Source organism: Pseudomonas sp. GW821-FHT02H06 (assembly GCF_059421525.1).
The window spans coordinates 114960-134169 of record NZ_JBWKVD010000014.1; the positions used below are offsets into that span (position 1 = coordinate 114960).

The 19210-nt window shown below is 63.3% G+C and carries 16 protein-coding genes; 6 read left to right on the plus strand and 10 right to left on the minus strand.

Features of this window, described 5'->3' with window-relative positions; translation table 11 throughout:
• The first annotated feature begins 79 nt into the window (after positions 1 to 79).
• The 5 genes from AC07VF_RS20655 (at position 80) to AC07VF_RS20675 (ending at position 5896) form a co-directional block, all read left to right on the plus strand.
• Positions 80 to 1216, plus strand: coding sequence for a DSD1 family PLP-dependent enzyme (locus AC07VF_RS20655; protein WP_495010091.1), 1137 nt, complete (start codon positions 80 to 82; stop codon positions 1214 to 1216).
• Positions 1206 to 1640 carry a RidA family protein gene (locus AC07VF_RS20660; protein ID WP_495010090.1) on the plus strand — a complete coding sequence of 145 codons (435 nt, stop codon included), beginning with the start codon at positions 1206 to 1208 and terminating at the stop codon, positions 1638 to 1640. The genes AC07VF_RS20655 and AC07VF_RS20660 overlap by 11 nt, the downstream gene beginning before the upstream one ends.
• On the plus strand, positions 1637 to 2818 hold the full coding sequence (locus tag AC07VF_RS20665; protein ID WP_346626612.1) for an NAD(P)/FAD-dependent oxidoreductase: 1182 nt from the start codon (positions 1637 to 1639) through the stop codon (positions 2816 to 2818). The genes AC07VF_RS20660 and AC07VF_RS20665 overlap by 4 nt, the downstream gene beginning before the upstream one ends.
• Positions 2815 to 3657 (plus strand): GNAT family N-acetyltransferase, encoded by an 843-nt coding sequence (locus AC07VF_RS20670; protein WP_495010089.1) that lies wholly within the window; start codon positions 2815 to 2817, stop codon positions 3655 to 3657. The genes AC07VF_RS20665 and AC07VF_RS20670 overlap by 4 nt, the downstream gene beginning before the upstream one ends.
• Positions 3658 to 4432: 775 nt before the next feature.
• Complete coding sequence (locus AC07VF_RS20675) at positions 4433 to 5896, plus strand: aldehyde dehydrogenase family protein (protein WP_495010088.1); 1464 nt, start codon at positions 4433 to 4435, stop codon at positions 5894 to 5896.
• A 238-nt stretch (positions 5897 to 6134) separates the two neighbouring features.
• On the opposite strand, the gene pepN is transcribed toward AC07VF_RS20675, so the two are convergent.
• The 6 genes from pepN to AC07VF_RS20705 are packed head-to-tail and all read right to left on the minus strand — an operon-like array spanning position 6135 to position 12708.
• The gene (pepN, locus tag AC07VF_RS20680; RefSeq protein ID WP_495010087.1) at positions 6135 to 8831 is read right to left on the minus strand and encodes an aminopeptidase N; all 2697 of its coding nucleotides are present in this window, start codon (positions 8829 to 8831) and stop codon (positions 6135 to 6137) included.
• 29 nt (positions 8832 to 8860) lie between these two features.
• Positions 8861 to 9691: a DUF2797 domain-containing protein gene (locus tag AC07VF_RS20685; RefSeq protein WP_163022093.1), complete on the minus strand. Its 831-nt coding sequence runs from the start codon at positions 9689 to 9691 to the stop codon at positions 8861 to 8863.
• Entirely contained in the window at positions 9688 to 9948 is a 261-nt protein-coding gene (locus AC07VF_RS20690) for a YeaC family protein (protein WP_074888021.1), read from the minus strand. The genes AC07VF_RS20685 and AC07VF_RS20690 overlap by 4 nt, the downstream gene beginning before the upstream one ends.
• A 29-nt stretch (positions 9949 to 9977) precedes the next feature.
• Positions 9978 to 10850: a rhomboid family intramembrane serine protease gene (locus tag AC07VF_RS20695; RefSeq protein WP_463582765.1), complete on the minus strand. Its 873-nt coding sequence runs from the start codon at positions 10848 to 10850 to the stop codon at positions 9978 to 9980.
• Entirely contained in the window at positions 10847 to 11818 is a 972-nt protein-coding gene (locus AC07VF_RS20700) for a metallophosphoesterase (protein ID WP_495010086.1), read from the minus strand. Before AC07VF_RS20700 ends, AC07VF_RS20695 begins: the two co-directional genes overlap by 4 nt.
• Positions 11818 to 12708: an NAD(+) kinase gene (locus AC07VF_RS20705; protein WP_037011709.1), complete on the minus strand. Its 891-nt coding sequence runs from the start codon at positions 12706 to 12708 to the stop codon at positions 11818 to 11820. Before AC07VF_RS20705 ends, AC07VF_RS20700 begins: the two co-directional genes overlap by 1 nt.
• Positions 12709 to 12895: 187 nt before the next feature.
• Between AC07VF_RS20705 and AC07VF_RS20710 the strand changes: the two genes are divergently transcribed.
• Complete coding sequence (locus AC07VF_RS20710; protein ID WP_495010094.1) at positions 12896 to 13897, plus strand: DUF1853 family protein; 1002 nt, start codon at positions 12896 to 12898, stop codon at positions 13895 to 13897.
• Here the strand turns inward: AC07VF_RS20710 and AC07VF_RS20715 are convergent.
• The 4 genes from AC07VF_RS20715 to AC07VF_RS20730 all read right to left on the minus strand — a co-directional run bounded on the left by AC07VF_RS20715 (position 13860) and on the right by AC07VF_RS20730 (position 19172).
• Positions 13860 to 15143: an arsenic transporter gene (locus AC07VF_RS20715; protein WP_495010085.1), complete on the minus strand. Its 1284-nt coding sequence runs from the start codon at positions 15141 to 15143 to the stop codon at positions 13860 to 13862. The two genes, AC07VF_RS20710 and AC07VF_RS20715, sit on opposite strands and share 38 nt — an antisense overlap.
• Positions 15137 to 16288 carry an MFS transporter gene (locus AC07VF_RS20720; protein WP_346630701.1) on the minus strand — a complete coding sequence of 384 codons (1152 nt, stop codon included), beginning with the start codon at positions 16286 to 16288 and terminating at the stop codon, positions 15137 to 15139. Before AC07VF_RS20720 ends, AC07VF_RS20715 begins: the two co-directional genes overlap by 7 nt.
• 364 nt (positions 16289 to 16652) lie before the next feature.
• Entirely contained in the window at positions 16653 to 17993 is a 1341-nt protein-coding gene (locus tag AC07VF_RS20725; protein ID WP_192172708.1) for an MFS transporter, read from the minus strand.
• 150 nt (positions 17994 to 18143) lie between these two features.
• The gene (locus tag AC07VF_RS20730) at positions 18144 to 19172 is read right to left on the minus strand and encodes a 1-aminocyclopropane-1-carboxylate deaminase/D-cysteine desulfhydrase (RefSeq protein WP_495010084.1); all 1029 of its coding nucleotides are present in this window, start codon (positions 19170 to 19172) and stop codon (positions 18144 to 18146) included.
• Between the last annotated feature and the right edge of the window lie 38 nt (positions 19173 to 19210).

Genomic DNA, 19210 nt, shown 5'->3' on the forward strand with positions numbered 1-19210 from the left:
ATTGATGAGGCTGGATTGAACCACACCTTAACGACAGCTGAGTAGAGTGCAGCCTGTCCCTCGCCACCCGAGTTCCGTCATGTCTACGCCGATCGCTTCTCTCGACACGCCCGCCGCGCTGGTGGACGTCCCGCGCATGCAGCGCAACATCCAGCGCATGCAGCAGCGCATGAACAGCCTCGGCGTGCGGTTGCGTCCCCACGTCAAGACCAGCAAATGCCTGCCGGTGATTCAGGCGCAGATCGCGGCCGGCGCCAGCGGTGTGACGGTCTCGACGCTGAAAGAAGCCGAGCACTGTTTCAACCAGGGCATCAGCGACGTGTTGTATGCGGTCGCCATCGCGCCCGGCAAATTGGCCCAGGCACTGGCGCTGCGGCGGGCCGGCTGCCACCTGAGCGTGCTCACCGACAGCGTTCAGGGCGCTCATGCCATCGTCGCCTTCGCGAAGGAGCACGACGAACGCTTCCGCATCTGGATTGAGGTCGACTGCGACGGTCATCGGTCCGGCCTCGCTGCCGAAGACCCGGCACTCATCGACGTGGCACGCATCCTCATCGAAGGCGGCCTGCAACTGCGCGGTGTGATGACCCACGCCGGTTCCAGCTACGAACTCGACAACCCCGAAGCCCTGCAAGCCCTCGCCGAACAAGAGCGAGCCCTCTGCGTTCGCGCCGCTCAACGCATTCGTGACGCCGGGATGGCCTGCCCGGACGTCAGCATCGGCTCCACGCCCACTGCCCTCTCGGCCCTGAACCTGGAAGGCGTGACCGAAGTGCGCGCGGGCGTCTATGTGTTTTTCGATCTGGTCATGCACAACATCGGCGTCTGCCAGGCCGACGAGTTGGCCCTGAGCGTGCTGACCACGGTGATCGGCCATCAGCAGGACAAGGGCTGGATCATCACCGACGCCGGCTGGATGGCCATGAGTCGTGATCGCGGCACCCAGCGTCAGCGCCACGACTTCGGGTACGGCCAGGTGTGCACCGAAACGGGCGAGTGGATCGAAGGGGCGTTGGTCACAGGCGCCAATCAGGAACACGGGATCGTTACCTTGGGCGGCGCCGACAGTGCCGACCTCGCCACACGTTTCCCCATCGGCAGCCGCCTGCGCATCCTGCCCAACCACGCCTGCGCCACCGGCGCGCAGTTCCCGGATTATCACGCCCTCGACGCCGACGGCGCGGTGCACACCTGGAGTCGTCTGCATGGCTGGTGATCTCGAAATCATTCACACGCCCCACGCAGCGGCGCCGGGCGGGCATTATTCCCAAGCAGTGGCTTACGGCGGCGTGGTGTACGTGTCCGGGCAGTTGCCGGTGCGCGCCAATGGCGAGCACAGCGCCGACCAACCGTTCGAGGTGCAGGCCTCAATTGCCCTCGACAACCTCATGGCGATCCTTGCACAAGCGGGTTTGAGCCCCAGCGATCTGCTGAAAGTCACGGTCTACGTCGTGGACATTGAACACTGGCCGGCCTTTGACCAACTCTATGGGCGATACCTGGGTGAGCATCGACCCGCCCGCGCCGTGGTGCCGGTCCCGGTCTTGCATCACGGTTACCTGATCGAAATCGAAGCCGTGGCGCGTGACCTGCAACCCCGCGGCCTGCCAGCCCGTAACCTGCAAGAGGAGCCTTCATGAATCCGCAAAAAAGCGATGTGCTGGTGATCGGCGGTGGCGTCATGGGCGCCTCGTCGACGTTTTTCCTGCAGCGGCGCGGTTGCTCGGTGACGCTGCTGGAGCGCGACCAGATCGGTCAGTACGCCAGCGGCGTGAACTTCGGCAACGTCCGCCGCCAAGGGCGTTATCTGGGCCAGCTCGAACTGGCGAACCGGTCGTGGGGATTGTGGAAGCGCCTGCCGGAGTTGATCGACGACGACCTCGAATTCATCCCCAGCGGGCACATGCGCGTGTGTTATCGCGAAGACGAAATCGCCGAGCTGGAGGCCTATGCCGCTGCCCCGGAAGCCGAGCAACTGGACCTAAAAATCTATCGCGGCGCCGAGCTGCACAAGCGGTTCCCCTTCCTTGGCGCAGAGGTGAAAGGCGGCTCCTACGCGCCCCACGACGGTCACGCCAACCCGCGTCTGGCGGCACCCGCCTTTGCCCGCGCGGCTCGTCGGCTTGGCGCACGGATCGAAGAACGCACCGAGGTTGCCGATGTGCAAAAGGTCGGCGGCGTGTTTCACGTCACCACCACTGACGGGCAATTGTTTGTCGCCGAGCAGCTGTTGATCACCGCCGGCGCATGGGCGACCAGGCTGTCTCAACAGTTCGATGAACCCGTGCCCCTGGAACCCAACGGTCCGCAGATGTCGGTGACCGAGCCGGTGCCCTACGCATTGCCGACGGTAATCGGCGTATTCACCAAGATTAAGGAAGAGGTGATCTACTTTCGGCAGATCCCGCGCGGCAACATCATCATCGGCGGCGGCGCCCGTTGCGCGCCGGACATGGTCAACCGTCGGGCGTTTTTCAAGCCTGAAAGCCTGCTCAATCAGATGCGTCAGATGAAGCGGCTGGTTCCCGGCGCCGAGAAACTCAACATCATCCGCACCTGGAGCGGCATCGAAAGCTACACCCCGGACTCCCTGCCGGTGATGGGCCGCAGCGGCATGGTCGACGGGCTGTTTTACGCCTTCGGTTTCTGCGGCCATGGCTTTCAGCTCGGCCCTGGGGTCGGCGATGTGATGGCCGAACTGATCAGCACCGGCAGCACCACCACGTCCATCAGCCCCTTCGACATCCGCCGGTTTACTCAGCCATCACTCGTACCGCAATTGGCGACCAGCCTTTTCAGCACAGGAAAACTCATATGAGCGACGCCTACGTTTATCGCATGGCGACGGCCGCCGACATGCCCGCCGCCCACGCGCTGTCCGTGCAGTTGAAGTGGCCCCATCGCGAGGCAGACTGGGCGATGGTGCAGCGCACGTCCGAGGGTTTCGTCGCTGAACATGACGGGCAATTGGTGGGGGTGGCGTTTGCCTGCCATCAGGGGGCTTATTCTTCCATCGGGCTGGTGATCGTCAGTGATCAGCACCGGAGCAAAGGCATTGGGCGCCGGTTGAGGAACCTGTGCCTGGACGCCGCCTCGCCGCGCACGCCGATCCTCAATGCCACTGAATCGGGGGCGCCGCTGTACGTGAGCATGGGCTTCGTCGAATACGCGCGGATTCAGCAGCATCAGGGGGTGCCGCAGTTGCCGCCTGTGGTTGCAACGGGGGACTGGCTCTGCCGGGAAGTGACCGAGGCCGAATACCCGCAGGTGATCGAACTGGCCAACGCCGGCAGCGGGCTGGATCGCACGGCGGTCCTCAATGATCTGCTGCCGATGGCGGAGTGTGTGGTGGGCGTCAAGGTGCACGGCCAACTGAAAGGCTGCGCCCTGCTCCGCCGTTTTGGTCGCGGGCATCTCATCGGACCGGTGGTTGCGCAAAATCTGGAGCAGGCGCAACAGATGATCACGCACTTGCTGGACCTGATCCCCGGCGCGTTTGTGCGTTTCGATATTCTGGCTGATTGCGGGCTGGTGGAGTGGCTGGAAGGTCTGGGGCTGTCATGCGTTGATCGCGCGCCCCGCATGGTGCTGGGCGAACCGCCGCAGTCTCGGGATGGGATTGCCCAGTTTGCGATGGTGACCCAGGCGATTGGGTGAACGTTGCCAGGCGCGCCGCCATTTGTAGGACCGGCTTTAGCCGGGAAGGCGTCGGGCGTCACTCCGCAAACTGATGTCGCTTACACGGGCCTCTTCCCGGCTGAAGCCGGTCCTACAAAAACAGACCGCGTGCATTCAGGATATCCGGCATGACCCCGACTGTAGGACTGGCTTTAGCCGGGAAGACGTCAGGCGACACACCGCAAAACTGATGTCGCTTACACGGGCCTCTTCCCGGCTGAAGCCGGTGCTACAAAAACAGACCGCGTGCATTCAGGATATCCGGCATGACCTCGACTGTAGGACTGGCTTTAGCCGGGAAGACGTCGGGCGTCACTCCGCAAAATTGTGGGTGCTCATGCGGGCCTCTTCCCGGCTGAAGCCGGTCCTACAAAAACAGACCGCGTGCATTCAAGATATCCGGCATGACCTCGACTGTAGGACTGGCTTTAGCCGGGAAGACGTCGGGCGTCACTCCGCAAAATTGTGGTTGCTCATGCGGGCCTCTTCCCGGCTGAAGCCGGTCCTACAAAAAACAAACCGCGTGTATCCCGCCAATGATGCAGCGCACGCCATCACCTGTAGGACCGGCTTTAGCCGGGAAAGCGTCAGGCGTTACACCGCAAAATTGATGGCGTACACATCGCCGGATTCAGCAGATTCTCCCTTGCAGACCGCAACAACGGCATCTTTTGCCTGGGCCGGTTTGTTAGCGTATCGAGACGTCAGGACTCGCTGTTCGCAGCACTTATCACCGCTCCAGGGAGCTAGCTGGATGACCTCACACTCTTCACACACCCACGGCCTTGAGCTGCACAACGCCGGGCAGTTTTACATCAATGGCGAGTGGACTTCCCCCGCGGTTCCGGCTCTTCTGCCGGTGATCAATCCCGCCACTGAAGAGGTGGTCGCCGAGGTCGCGCGGGGTTCGGCCGAAGACGTTGATCGGGCCGTCGCAGCAGCGCGCGCTGCCTTCCCCGGCTGGTCGGCGACGCCGGTGGTAGAACGCGCATCGATCCTGAGCAACATCCACACGCTGATCCTTGAGCGCAAAGAGCCGCTGGCCCAGGCCCTGTCGCTGGAAATGGGCGCGGCCATCAGTTTCTCCCGCGCCATGCAGGTGCCGCTGGCCGCCGAGCACGTGCGGGTGGCCCGGGATCTGCTGTCCACCTACCGCTTCCAGACCGTCGAAGGCAGCACCGCCATCGAGCGGGAAGCCATCGGCGTCTGCGGCCTGATCACGCCATGGAATTGGCCGCTGTACCAGATCACCGCCAAAGTCGCGCCGGCCCTCGCCGCCGGTTGCACCGTGGTGTTGAAACCCAGCGAGCTGTCGCCGTTGAGCGCTTTGCTGTTCGCTCAACTGGTCCACGACGCCGGCCTGCCCCCCGGCGTGTTCAATCTGGTCAACGGCAGTGGTCCTGACGTCGGCGCCGCGATCGCCGCACACCCTGACATCGACATGATTTCCATCACCGGCTCAAATCGGGCCGGTGCCCTCGTCGCGCAAGCGGCGGCGGTGACGGTGAAACGCGTAACCCAGGAACTGGGCGGCAAGTCGCCGAACGTGATGCTGCCCGACGCCGACTTCGCCAAAGCCGTGCCGCTGGGGGTGCTGTCGGCCTTCCGCAACGTCGGCCAATCGTGCAGCGCGCCGACCCGGATGATCGTGCCCCGCGCCCGCCTCGCCGAAGTCGAAGCACTGGCCGCCGACACCGCCAACGCGTTGATCGTCGGTGACCCGCAATCCCCCGACACCCAACTCGGCCCGATTGCCAACGAAGCCCAGTTCAGCCGCGTCCAGGCGATGATCCAGGCCGGCATCAGCGAAGGCGCAAAATTGCTGTGCGGCGGGCCGGACCGCGTGAAAGGGTTTGAAAAAGGTTATTACACCAAGCCAACGGTGTTCTCCGAAGTGGGTTCGGCGATGCGCATCGCTCAGGAGGAAATCTTCGGCCCGGTGCTGTGCATCCTCGCCTACGACACCATCGACGAAGCCGTGGCCATCGCCAACGACACCGTCTACGGTCTGGGCGCCCACGTGCAGGCGCAGGACCTCGAACTGGGCCGCGCCGTCGCCTCACGCATCCGCGCCGGACAAGTCCACCTGAACCACCCGGCGTGGAACCCCATGGCGCCCTTCGGCGGCTACAAGCGCTCGGGCAATGGCCGAGAGTACGGCGTTATGGGATTTGAGGAGTATCTGGAGACCAAGGCGATTATCGGCTTCAACGCCTGATCGCCAGCTGGCCGGGATCCTTGGACGTCGCAAATTGTGGGACCGGCTTCAGCCGGGAAGGCGTCATTCGTCACAGCGCAAAATGCGGTGGCGCACAAACCGGCCTCTTCCTGGCTAAAGCCAGTCCTACGAAGGCGTAGCGTGCAAGACTGCATCCGAAGCGCTGAAACCAGGAATCAGCGCCCACAAAAAAGGGCTGTCCGCGCAAACGGACAGCCCTTTTCAACAACCGCCCGGTTTACGCCAGGCTTTTGCTCACCACTTCATACACGTCCGGCGACAGCGGGCCGGAGGCGAGGATACGCTCCAGTTCCGCTTTCATCAGCGCTTGCCGCGCGCTGTCGTACTTGCGCCAGCGGGTCAGTGGCGCCAGTTGGCGAGAGGCGATCTGCGGGTTGAAGCCGTTCAGCTCGATGACCAGATCGGCCAGGAAGCGATAGCCCGAACCGTCCGCCGCGTGGAAGTTGATCAGGTTCTGCCCGGCAAAGGCACCGATCAGGGCACGCACCTTGTTCGGGTTCTTCATCGTGAACGCCGGGTGCTGCATCAGCGCTTTCACCCGCTCCAGCCCGCCCGGCAAGGTGCTGCCGGCCTGCACGCTGAACCACTGATCCATGACCAGCGCGTTGTCCTTGAAGTTCTCGGCAAACACTTCCAGCGCCTTGGCCTTCTCGGCCTCGAACGGCGAGTTCACCAACACGGCCAGCGCGGTCAGGCGCTCGGTCATGTTGTCGGCCGTGTCGAACTGATCGATGGCGGCGGCCAGGACTTCCGGCTTGCCGGTCTGCATCAGGTAAGACAGCGCGATGTTCTGCAACGCACGGCGAGCGAAGTGCTCGGACGCGGCCACGTACGGCGTCTGCTTGGACAGCTCGCGGTTGGCCTGATAACGCGTCCACAGCGCGTCGCTCAGGTTATCGGCCAATTGCTGACGGGCAAACTCCCGCGCGGCATGGATGGCGTCGACGTCAGCCACTTCGCTGATTTCGATCAGATACGCCTCGCCCGGCAGCGACAGCATCTCCGCGACCATGGCCTGATCCAGGCTTTCGTCGGTAAGTACGGTGTGCAGCGCGGTGATCAGACGCTGATCCATGACCAGCGGCTCGCCCTTCTGGTGCTGGGCAATCAAGTCCTGCAGCACTTGAACCGACAGTTGCTGACCGGCGTCCCAGCGGTTGAAGCCGTCGCTGTCGTGCTGCATCAGGAACATCAGCTGATCGCGGTTGTACGGGAAGCTCAGTTTCACCGGCGCCGAGAACCCGCGCAGCAGCGAAGGCAGCGGCTGCTCGGCGATGTCGATGAAGGTGAAGGTCTGCTCGGCTTCGGTCACCGAGAGCACGCGGGAGGTGTTCACCGCCGGTGCCTCGCCCTGCAGGCGCAGCGGCAGTTCCTGACCCTGGGCGTCCAGCAGGCCCATGGCGACCGGAATCACGAACGGCAGCTTCTGATCGCCCGGCTGGCCCGGCGTGGTCGGCGTGCTCTGACGGAAGGTCAGGCTGTAGGTCTTCGCGGCAGCGTCGTAGGACTCGCTGACCGCCAGACGCGGCGTGCCAGCCTGGGAGTACCAGCGCTTAAACTGGGTGAAGTCGACACCGTTGGCGTCTTCCATGGCCTTGACGAAGTCGTCGCAGGTCACGGCCTGGCCGTCGTGGCGCTCGAAGAACAAGTCGCTGCCCTTGCGGAATCCTTCCACGCCCAACAGGGTGTGGATCATGCCGACCACTTCCGCGCCCTTTTCGTACACGGTCAGGGTGTAGAAGTTGGAAATCTCGATGAAGCTGTCAGGGCGCACGGCGTGGGCCATGGGGCCGGCGTCTTCGGCAAACTGGTGGGTGCGCAGATAGGCCACATCCTGGATGCGCTTGACCGTGGCCGAGTTCATGTCAGCGGAGAAGCCGGAATCACGGAACACCGTGAAGCCTTCCTTCAGCGACAGCTGGAACCAGTCGCGGCAGGTGACGCGGTTGCCGGTCCAGTTGTGGAAGTATTCGTGGGCAACGATCGCTTCCACGCGCTGGTGGGCGGCATCGGTGGCGGTTTCGGCGCGGGCCAGCACGGCGCTGGAGTTGAAGATGTTGAGGCCCTTGTTCTCCATGGCGCCCATGTTGAAGTCGTTGACGGCGACGATCATGAAGATGTCCAGATCGTATTCGCGGCCATAGACTTCTTCGTCCCAGCGCATGGACTTCTTCAGGCTGTCCATGGCGTGCTGGCATTTGTCGACGTTTTCCGGCTCGACGAAGATGCGCAGCGTGACCTTGCGCTGGCTCATGGTGGTGAAGGTGTCTTCGATGCACCACAAGTCACCGGCCACCAGTGCGAACAGGTAGGCCGGCTTCTTGAACGGGTCCTCCCAGGTTGCCCAGTGACGCTGGGTGTCATCGGAGGGGCCGGCGGCGATCAGGTTGCCGTTGGACAGCAGGATCGGGAAGGCCTGCTTGTTGGCGCTGACCGTCGTGGTGAACTTGCTCATCACGTCCGGGCGGTCGAGGTAATAGGTGATCTTGCGGAAGCCCTCGGCCTCGCACTGGGTGCAGAACATGCCGCTGGATTTGTACAGGCCTTCCAGGGCGGTGTTGGTTTCCGGGTGGATCTTCACGGTGGTGTCCAGAGTGAAGGTCTCGGAGGTGGGCTGGACGGTCAGGCTATCAGGGGTCAGCCGGTAGCCGTTCTGTGCAAGGTCGCCCTCGGACAGGTCGACATCCGCCAGCTTCACCGACAGCAGCTCAAGCTGCTGGCCGTCGAGTTCCAGCGGTGGCAAGGCCGCGCCCTGGGCAAGCGCGGCGCGCTCCGGGTTGCGGCGCATCACCAACTGCGCGTGGACCAGGGAATGGTCGTCGAACAATTCGAATGTCAGGTGGGTCTCGTCAATGAGGTACTCAGGCGCCTGATAATCCTTCAGGTAAATCATTTTGGGCTGGTCGGTGCGCATGCGGTTGTCCCTTCTTCTGCTAATACGGGCTACTGATGCACGGCGAGTTGATACGCCGTGTATTTGCGAATATTGATCACGCCGGTGTCGAAGATCAGGTACTGCCCTTTGACGCCCAGCAGGGTGCCTTCGGCGATCGGATCCTTGTCCAGATTGAAGCTGACGATCTTGGTCGGATAGGCCTCTACCGGGTATCGGATCTCGATGGGCTCGACATCGTTCATCACCTGAATGGCCTGCAGGCCAAAGCGCATCTGCAACGCGACCAGGCCTTCGGCGCAGGACTCGAACAGTTGCTGACGAATCGCCGCCAGATCAACCGCCGGTGCGTCGCCCTTGAGCAGCGCGCGCCAATTGGTGCGGTCGGCCACCTGGCTGCGGAACAGGTCTTCGACGAAACCGGACTGCTGGCGCGTGGCGCAGCGCACGATCGGCAACGCCTGACTGGCGCCCTGATCCAGCCAGCGCGTTGGCAGCTGGGTGGCGCGGGTGATGCCGACCTTGACGCCCGACGAGTTGGCCAGATAGACCACGTGATCGGTCATGCAGAACTGCTCGCCCCACGCCGGATCGCGGCAGGTGCCATGTTCGTGATGGCAGCGTTCGGGGCTCATGATGCACAGGTCGCACTGCGCCAGCTTGAGCATGCACGGGTAGCAATAGCCCTGGCTGTAGCTGGTTTTGGTGCGCTTGCCGCAATGGCTGCAATGAATCGCACCCAGGAATTCCAGGCGCACGGTTTTGCCGATCAGCGGGTTGACCGGGATCTGTGAGTCACCCAGCCGGAACGCGTATTCCACCCGCGAGGCCTCAAGCCGCGCGGACATTTTGTTGACGGAGCCTCTGCCGATTTCAATCAATGAATGGAGTCCGATTTAAACAGGATGTTGGGCACCGGCGCCGACTTCGAGGCGCACTCTTGCGGGCCCATGTAGCCGATGCGCTGGTCCTCGGGGACGTTGCGCACTTCCCAGGCAATCAGCGCCTGCAGCGACAGCTCACGTTGCTCCTGGGTCAGCTTGCGGCCGTCGGACCATTTGCCGATTTCCACCGCCAGCTTCAGGCTTTCGTAGACGTCCGGGGTGATGTTTTCGATCATTTCGACAAAAGAGGACATTGGGTTCTCCCAGAATTAAGCGGGCAATTTTAGTGCTTGCGGCGGGCCAGTGCACCGCCCACAAGACCTGTAGCACAACCGATGATCAGTCCGCCGACGTGGGCGCCGTTGGCGATTTCGCCAAACCCGAGCGCACCGACGACGCCGGACAGGCAGACCACCAGCCAGATCAGCATCATCCCCAGAACACCCCGTGGTAAACGATACATGGGGTTGGGGGCGAGCAATTGAAAGATCCAGCAATGGCCGAGCAAGCCATAAAGTACCCCGGACAAGCCGCCGAACAGGCTCGGGCCGCTCCAGAAATACTGGACGTAATTTGAAAACGCGCTGAACGCCAGGGTCAGCCCGAGCAATTGCCAACCGCCCTGGCGCATTTCGATGCGCCGACCCAGTTCCCAGAACCACAGCGCGTTCATCACCAGGTGCAGCAGGCCGAAGTGAATCAGCATCGGCGTGACGACCCGCCACCACTGCCCTGCCCCCAGGGACGTTTCCACCGGCAGGAAGCGGATGTACTCGCCGTTGACGCGAAAGTCGTTGAAGGTCAGCCAGCTCAAGGCCTCGAAGTTGTCGCCGAGCAAGGTGACGCCGGCGACGATCAGGCACAGCAGCAAGACCACGCTGGTCACCGGGCTGCTGCGCACTTGCACCAGCGGGCTCGGCCTGCTCACGGCCACGACTTCGCGGCCCGGCGGCAACTGCGCGGTCGGGTCGCCTTCGGGGTATTGCTGATACAGCTGGCGGATGTCATCGGCCAGTTGCGGCGCATCGGGCACCCACAGCACTTGCTCGCCGGCCTCTTCGCTGACCCGATGGGGCACGTTGAGGCGCCGCAGCAATTCGACAAAACCGCTCAGGTCGGTTTGAAGCGGCAGGCGTAAGACAGCAACCGGACTCATTGACCTATCTCCGGTCGGGTGACGTCGACCCAGACGAACTTGTCCGGGTCAATTTGGGTTTCCTGATCCAGCCGGTAGGCGACCAGCTTGCCGTAGAGCACGGCGCTGTAATCCAGGCACGCCAGGTTGGGGCGGATCGGCGCGGGAATGCCGCTGCGCCAGTAGTGACCGACGAACAACAGCGGCTCATCGGCGCCGTACCGCAGCAGCGCGTTTTTCTCGCTGGGGGACAGCGGCCGACGGGCCACCGGCTCCGGCAGCGCGTCAGGCTGGAACACCACGTCGCCGTAGGTCTGCGGGTCGTCTTCCCAGAATTTGGTGCGGAACGAGGCGCGGGTCAGGCCGTCGCCACCGGTCAGGGTCATGCCGTGGGGCAGGCGCATGTCGGTGCCGCGCAGCAGCCGATCAAACACCGCACTGGCAAAACTGCCGGGCTCCGCCGACGCCTGCACGAAGGCCTGATCGATGCGGCCGTCGCCGTAAACGCTGCGCAAAGGCGCGATCAGGCTGGCATCCCAACAGGCGTGGACGACACGAAAGCGCTCGGCGTCGATGAACAGCGGCAACTGATAAAACCATTTGAGAAAGTCATTCCAGTCACCGGGGTGCTGCTCGAACTGCGCCAGGGTTTCGCCCAGCAGGCGGGCATGGCGCGGCGTGTGTTCGCGCACCCACTCATGGCCGCTGTCGGGCGGCGCCGGCGTGCTCCAGCCCAGCGCGTTGAATTCATGGTTGCCCATGATGCAGAACGCCTGGCCGGCCTCGACCATGTCACGGACGATGTGCAGCGTTTCGCGAATGCGCGGGCCGCGGTCGATGATGTCGCCCAGGAACACGGCGATGCGTTCAGGGTGGCGCCAGACGCCGGCCTGAAAGCGGTAACCAAGGGTGTCGAGCAAGTGCTCAAGGGTCTGGGCACAACCATGCACGTCACCGATCAGATCGTAGCCACGCGCGGGATCGAGCATCAGTCGCTCCCGCCGCCAAGCCGACTGCCCCAACCGAGTTTGGTCCGGCAGACTTCGTAGTAGTTGTGGTCGAGGGGGTGAATGAGGCGCAGCTTCTGCGGCTTCTTTTTCACGGTCACGGTGTCACCCGGAGCGCAGGTGAAATGGTTCTGGCCATCGCAGGAAACCTGTGGGTAGATCGTCATGTCCTTTGAGACAACGATTTTCAGCTCACTGTTTCCATCGACGACAATCGGCCTGCCGGACAGCGTGTGCGGGTACATCGGCACGATGACGATAGCGTCGAGCTTGGGGTGCATGATCGGGCCGCCCGCCGACAGCGCGTAGGCAGTGGAGCCGGTCGGGGTGGCGACGATCAGGCCGTCGGCCTTCTGGCTGCAGACGAACTGGCCGTCGATGTAGATTTCGAACTCGATCATCCGCGTGGACTTGCCGGGGTGCAGCACCACGTCGTTGAGGGCGTCGCCCTGCCCGATCGCTTCGCCATGGCGGCGCACTTCGGCCTGCAGCAGGAAACGGTTTTCCACCAGATAGTGGCCGTCGAGCACTTCGGCGACTTTGACTTCCAGCTCGTCGGGGCGGATGTCGGTCAGGAAGCCCAGGCTGCCGCGGTTGATGCCCAGCACCGGCACGTTGTGCTTGGCCAGCGCACGGGCAGCGCCGAGCAGACTGCCGTCGCCGCCGACGACGATGACCATGTCGCAGACTTCGCCGAGCATCTTGCGCGAAGAGGTCTGCAAACCATGCCCCGGCAGGACCTCGGCAATGGCGTCTTCGAGGATCACATGCAGGTGCCGGGATATCAGGAATTTCTTGAGTCGGCGAACGGTCTCCACCACCTGGGTACTGCCCAGGCGACCAATGATGCCGATATTTCGAAATTGCTCCATGGGGCTCCCGCAGGCTTGATGCGTGTAAAGAACGCGATTATGGGCGAAGGGGTCGGGGGCGGCAAATGGGCTCTCTGCGCGCAACCTTCGAGCAGCGCCGTTCCAAGGGTGCGAAATGTACGGGTTGCATCCGAAGGCGACGGTGGAGCGGTGGCCCCAAGCGCCAGTCACCCGCTATCCTGCCCTGATGAATAACCCGTTCCCGACCCTGAATGCCCTGCCCCGTCAGCTCTGCACGCCAACTGTGCGCGATCTGGCGTGGGTCATCCTGTCGCCGCCCCTGCTGGCGGAAACCCTGTGGCCCCAGCGTCACCCGCTCAGCGGCAGTGACTGGGTGCAGCAGCCCGAAGCGCTTGAAGCGTTTTTAACGCAGCTGGACCAGGACGACAGCGCACTCAGCGACTGGCTGGCGAGAAGCTCGACGCGCCGGCTCGGGCTGTATTACGAGCGGCTGTGGCAATTCGCGATCCAGCACGCGCCAGGCGTCGAGCTGCTCGCGGCGAATCTGCCGATCCAGGGCGAAGGGCGCACGCTGGGCGAGCTGGACCTGCTGCTGCGGGATAAAGACGGCGTTCACCACGTTGAGCTGGCGATCAAACTCTACCTTGGTCGGGAAGACCAGGACGGCGAAGATCCGGCGCACTGGCTGGGTCCCGGCTCCGTCGACCGGCTGGATGTGAAGCTCGCCCACCTTAATGAGCATCAACTGCCCATGTCAGGGCGCCCGGAAAGCACAGCCGTTCTCGCCGCGCGAGGTGTGGAGACCTTCAGCGCTTCGCTCTGGTTGGGGGGTTATCTGTTTTATCCGTGGTCCCTTTATCTCGGGCATAGGACCGACGCCCCGCCACAAGGGGCACACCCTGAGCATCTGCGCGGCACGTGGTTGCATCAGAAGGACTGGCCGGACTACGCAGAAAACAGCCTGGACGGTCGCTGGCAATTGCTTCCGCGTCCGGCCTGGCTGGCGCCGGCGCGCTGCGACGAGGCATGGACACCCCGTGAGTTTCAGGACTGGCTGGAAGCCCTGAACCCGCAGGCGCCGGCGCAACTGCTGGTGCGCCTGACCCGCCATGCCGACGGCCATTGGGAAGAGGCCGAGCGGCTGTTTCTGGTGTCGGACCTGTGGCCGAACCAGCCGGACGCCCGCCGCGTTACAGACTCAGTCGCAGCACCAGCGCCGCCAGAGTGATCAACAGCACCGGCACGGTCAGGACGATGCCGACGCGGAAGTAATAGCCCCAGCCGATGGTCACGCCCTTCTTCGCCAGCACATGCAACCACAACAAGGTAGCAAGACTGCCGATCGGGGTAATTTTCGGGCCCAGGTCGCTGCCGATGACGTTGGCGTAAATCATCGCTTCCTGCAGCACGCCGTGGGCGTGGCTTGCATCAATGGACAACAGGCCAATCAGCACCGTCGGCAGGTTGTTCATCACCGACGACAGCAGCGCCGTCAGCACGCCCGTGCCCATCGCCGCGCCCCACAAACCGTGTTCGGCAAAGCGATCGAGCCAGGTCGCGAGGTAATCGGTCAGGCCCTGATTGCGCAGGCCGTACACCACCAAGTACATGCCCAGGGAGAAAATCACGATCTGCCACGGCGCGTCTTTCAATACCTTGCGCGTCGAGATGCGGTGGCCCTTGGCAGCGATGCCCAGCAGGATCGCGGCGCACACGGCGGAGATCGCACTGATGGGAATCCCCAGCGGTTCCAGGGCAAAACAGCCCACCAGCAAAATCCCCAGCACCCACCAGCCGGTCTTGAAGGTCGCGCGGTCCTTGATGGCCGAAGACGGTTCGGCCAGTTGCGAGGCGTCGAAGGTTTTCGGGATGTCGCGGCGGAAAAACAGCATCAGCACTGCCAGCGTGGCGGCGACGCTGACCAGATTGACCGGCACCATCACCGAGGCGTAGCGGTTGAAACCGATGCCGAAATAGTCGGCGGACACGATATTGACCAGGTTGGAGACCACCAGCGGCAGGCTCGCGGTGTCGGCGATGAACCCCGCCGCCATGACGAAGGCCAGGGTGGTCGCCGGCGAAAAGCGTAGCGCCAGCAGCATCGACATGACGATGGGCGTAAGGATCAACGCCGCGCCGTCGTTGGCGAACAGCGCCGACACCAGCGCGCCGAGCAGCACGATGAACGCGAACAGCCGCCGGCCCCTGCCGTTGCCCCAGCGCGCCACGTGCAGCGCGGCCCAGTTGAAGAACCCGGCCTCGTCGAGCAGCAGGCTGATGATGATCAGCGCAATGAACGTGCCGGTGGCGTTCCAGATGATGTGCCAGACCTGAGGGATGTCACTCAGGTGCACCACCCCGAAAATCAGGGCGAGCATTGCGCCAAAGGTTGCACTCCAGCCGACACCAAGGCCCTTGGGTTGCCAGATCACCAGGGTGATGGTGACCAGAAAAATCGCGACGGCTATCAACATCTTTTTGAAGTTCTCGGAAGCAGGATGGCGAGGATGCCCAACAGCGGCAGGTAGGAGCACAGCGTGTAGACATAAACGATGCCGTGAAGATCCGCGAGGTGACCCAATAATGCAGCGCCGATGCCGCCAAAGCCGAACATCAGGCCGAAGAAGATGCCGGCGATCATACCGACGTTGCCCGGCACCAGCTCCTGGGCGTAGACCACGATGGCCGAAAACGCCGAGGCCAGGATGAAACCGATGATCACGCTGAGCACGCTGGTCCAGAACAGGTCGGCGTAGGGCAACGCGATGGTGAACGGCGCCACGCCCAGAATCGAGAACCAGATCACCGCCTTGCGGCCGATGCGATCACCGATCGGCCCGCCGAAGAACGTGCCCGCCGCCACCGCCGCCAGGAACATGAACAAGTGCAGTTGCGAACTGGCGACCGACAGCTGGAATTTGTCGATCAGGAAGAAGGTGAAGTAGCTGGTGAAGCTGGCCATGTAGAAGTACTTGGAGAACACCAGCATTGCCAGCACGACCAGCGCGCTGGTCACCCGCCGTTTCGACAGCCCGTGGGTCGCCGCCTGGCCGGCCTTGATCTTGAACAGCGCCAGGTGCGCCTTGTACCAGCGGCTGATGGCATACAGCAGGCCCACGGAAAACAGCGCCACCAGCCCGAACCAGGCGATGTGCCCCTGGCCGAACGGGATGATGATCGCCGCCGCCAGCAGCGGCCCGATGGCCGATCCGCTGTTGCCGCCCACCTGAAAGGTCGATTGCGCCAGGCCAAAGCGCCCGCCTGAGGCCAGCCGGGCGATGCGCGAGGCTTCGGGGTGGAAGGTCGACGAGCCGATGCCGATCAACCCTGCGGCAAGCAGGATCAGCGGGAAGCTGCCCACGGTCGCGAGCAGCATCACGCCGCCCAGAATGCACAACGAGCCAACCGGCAGCACCAATGGGTTGGGATGACGGTCGGTGAAATAGCCGACCCAGGGCTGCAGCAACGACGCCGTGACCTGGAACGTCAGGGTGATCAGCCCGACCTGGGTGAAACTCAGGCCGTACGAGGCCTTCAGCATCGGGTAGATCGAAGGCAGGATCGACTGGATCAGGTCATTGAGCAGGTGCGCCAACGCCACCGCACCGATGATGCGCATGACCAAGGGGCTTGATTGCGCTGATTGCGGGGCGGAAACGGGTTGGGTATCGGTCGCGGGCACGGTTGCAGGGCGGGTAACGGCCATCGGGTCCATCCATCGAACGTTGACGCGCCGTCGGACTCGTTACAGAACATGTCAGCGGCACAAGGGGTCGCCAATGTGCCATTTTTTGGGGCGCCGCTGCCATGTTTTGTTGCTGATTTATGAGTGGGATAGCGTGTTGCAGTTGTTCTGGCACCCCGTTATCGTCTGGCAGGCGCACCCCTTGTGGGAGTGAGCTTGCTCACGAAGACGGCCTGCAATCCGCCGAAACTCCAGCAGATATTCCGACATCTACGCGAGCATAGAGCACCGCCCCCAGTCAAACCACCGTCTGCAATCTCCCCCGCGCCGTCAGCGAACCCTCCACCTCATGCAGCGACACTTTGGACGTCTCCGGCAGGGCCAGCCCGCCCGCCAGCGCCAGCAGCGCGATCACGATCAGGTAAAACGCCGGCGCCAGGTTGCTGCCCGTCGCGCCGATCAACCAGGTCGCCATCAACGGGGCCGTTCCGCCGAAGATTGTGTACGCCATGTTGTAGGTGATCGCCGAAGCGGTGTAACGGGTGCGTGTCGGAAAGGTCTCCGACAACAACGCCGCCGTGACCACTCCGCAGAGGACAGCGCCAATCGCCAGCAACATCACGCCGACGATCGACGCCACGAACGAACCGGAACTGGCCATCAAAAACGACGGATACACCACCACGATCAGCAGGACACAGGTGCTGAGCACGGTCTTGCGGCGCCCGACCTTGTCGGAAAATGCCCCGGCCACCGGACAGATGGCGGCGGCGAACAGCAAGGCAATCAACGACACCAGCAACGCAGTGGCACGGCTCAGCCCGCCCGCCACCTGCAAGTAGGTCGCGAAATAGGTGGTGAACATGTAGAACGACAGCGCCGTCAGCGACACGAACGCGCCGAGGCAGCAAATCGCCGCGCCGTGGTTGCGCAGGGTTTCCTTGAGCGGCGAATGAGCGACCGCATGCTCCTGCTTGACCGCCTGAAACGCAGGTGTTTCGTCCAGTTTCCAGCGCAGGTACAGCCCGACCAGCCCCAACGGGGCTGCGATCAGAAACGGCAGCCGCCAGCCCCAGCTGCCCATGGCTTCGGCGCTCAGCGAGGCTTCCAGCGCGTAGGCAATGATCGCCGCCGCCGCGAACGCCGAAAAAGTCGATACCGGCACGAAGCTGCCGTACCACGCCCGCTGCGTGCGTGGCGCGTGCTCCATCAAGTAAGCGCACGCCCCCGCGTACTCGCCGCCGGCAGAAAAGCCCTGGGCGCAGCGAATGAGGGTGAGCAAGACGGGCGCCGTCACGCCGATTGCCGCGTAGGTCGGCAACAGACCGATGATCGTCGTCGCCCCGGCCATCAACAGGATGGTGAACGCCAGCGTGCGTTTGCGGCCGATACGGTCGCCCAGCATGCCGAAGAACACTCCGCCCAGCGGCCGAAACGCGAAGGCCACGGCGAACACTGCGAAGGTTTTCAATAACGCCGCGCTGGCATCGCCGCTGGGGAAGAACTGCTGGGCGATGGTCGTGGCCAGAAAGCCGTACACCGCGAAGTCGAACCATTCGACGAAATTGCCGATGGCGGCGGCAACGATGACTTTTCTCAGAGTGGCAGGGTCAACCTGCTCAAGGACGGGAGTGGTCATGCATACCTCGGCGCACGTGGGAAAGATCCGATTATCGACACAGCGCCCTGCCCGCCCGACTCCAGAAATGCCGCCGACGTACTCAGGACCGACCTGTCGGGAGGTGTGGGCCGCAGGATTCGTGCCAGTACGCGAATGCGTGCCTGGGCGTCAGCGATGTGCTTGTTCAGAATCGAAAGTTCGTTTGCCCTGTAATCCCCCCGTGTGCAGGAAAATCAGCCGCGCGCCCTTGGCGACCCGGCCCGAGATCACTTCGTCGTGCAGCGCCAGCAAAGCCTTGCCGGTGTACAGCGGCTCGAGGGGTATTCCGGATTCGGCTTCGTGGCGCGCGATGAAATCGAGCAACGCGGGGTCGGTCTTGGCGAAGCCCCCACGGCTGGCGGGAAGCAAGCGGTAACCCTGAGGTTTACAGCTGGTAGGCAAAATGGCGTTAAGCGGCTGTTGATCACGTTCGGCCAAGGTCGCCGGTTTCGACAACGACACCGCCCCTGTAGGAGTGAGTTTGCTCACGAAGGCTGAAAGAATGTCCTCCACATTGCCCTCAACCCCATGACCATCGGGCACCGCCATTGCGCCGATCACCTCATGCTGCCCCGCCTCCGCCAGCACCAGTCCAGCCAATGTGGTGCCAGTCCCGCACGCTAGCCACCAGCAGTCGTAATCTTCCCATCCCAAAAGGCCGAGCTGGCGGCGCGCCTGTTCGACGATTTCAGCGCAGCCCACCGCACCGTCGAGCCCGCCGCCGCCTTCAGGCACCGGATAAAGATGCGGATAACGCTCGCGCCACGGCCCCCAGAAATCCGCGTCATGCCGCGCGCGATATCCGGCGTAGCCCAGCCAGTGCAGCTCCATGCCGAACGCCCGCAGATCCAGCACCGTCGGCGTCTCGACCGCATGCCCGCGCAACAACCCGACCGTGGCAAAACCAAAGCGCTTACCCGCCGCCGCCAGCGCATGCAGGTGATTGGAATGCGCGCCGCCCAGGCTGATAACGCCCTGTGCCCCGGCCTGTTCAGCCGCCGCCAGATGGTGCTTGAGCTTGAACCATTTATTGCCGCTGATCAGCGGATCGACAAGGTCCAGCCGCAGGATCGCCGCCCCCACGCCGGCTGCCTGGAGCCAGTCGAAACGGAGGGGTTGCAGCGGTGCACAAGGAAGTGGTGATGAAGGAGCAAACATGAAATCGGTCGGGCAATGAACGGTGCGCGAGTCTAGCA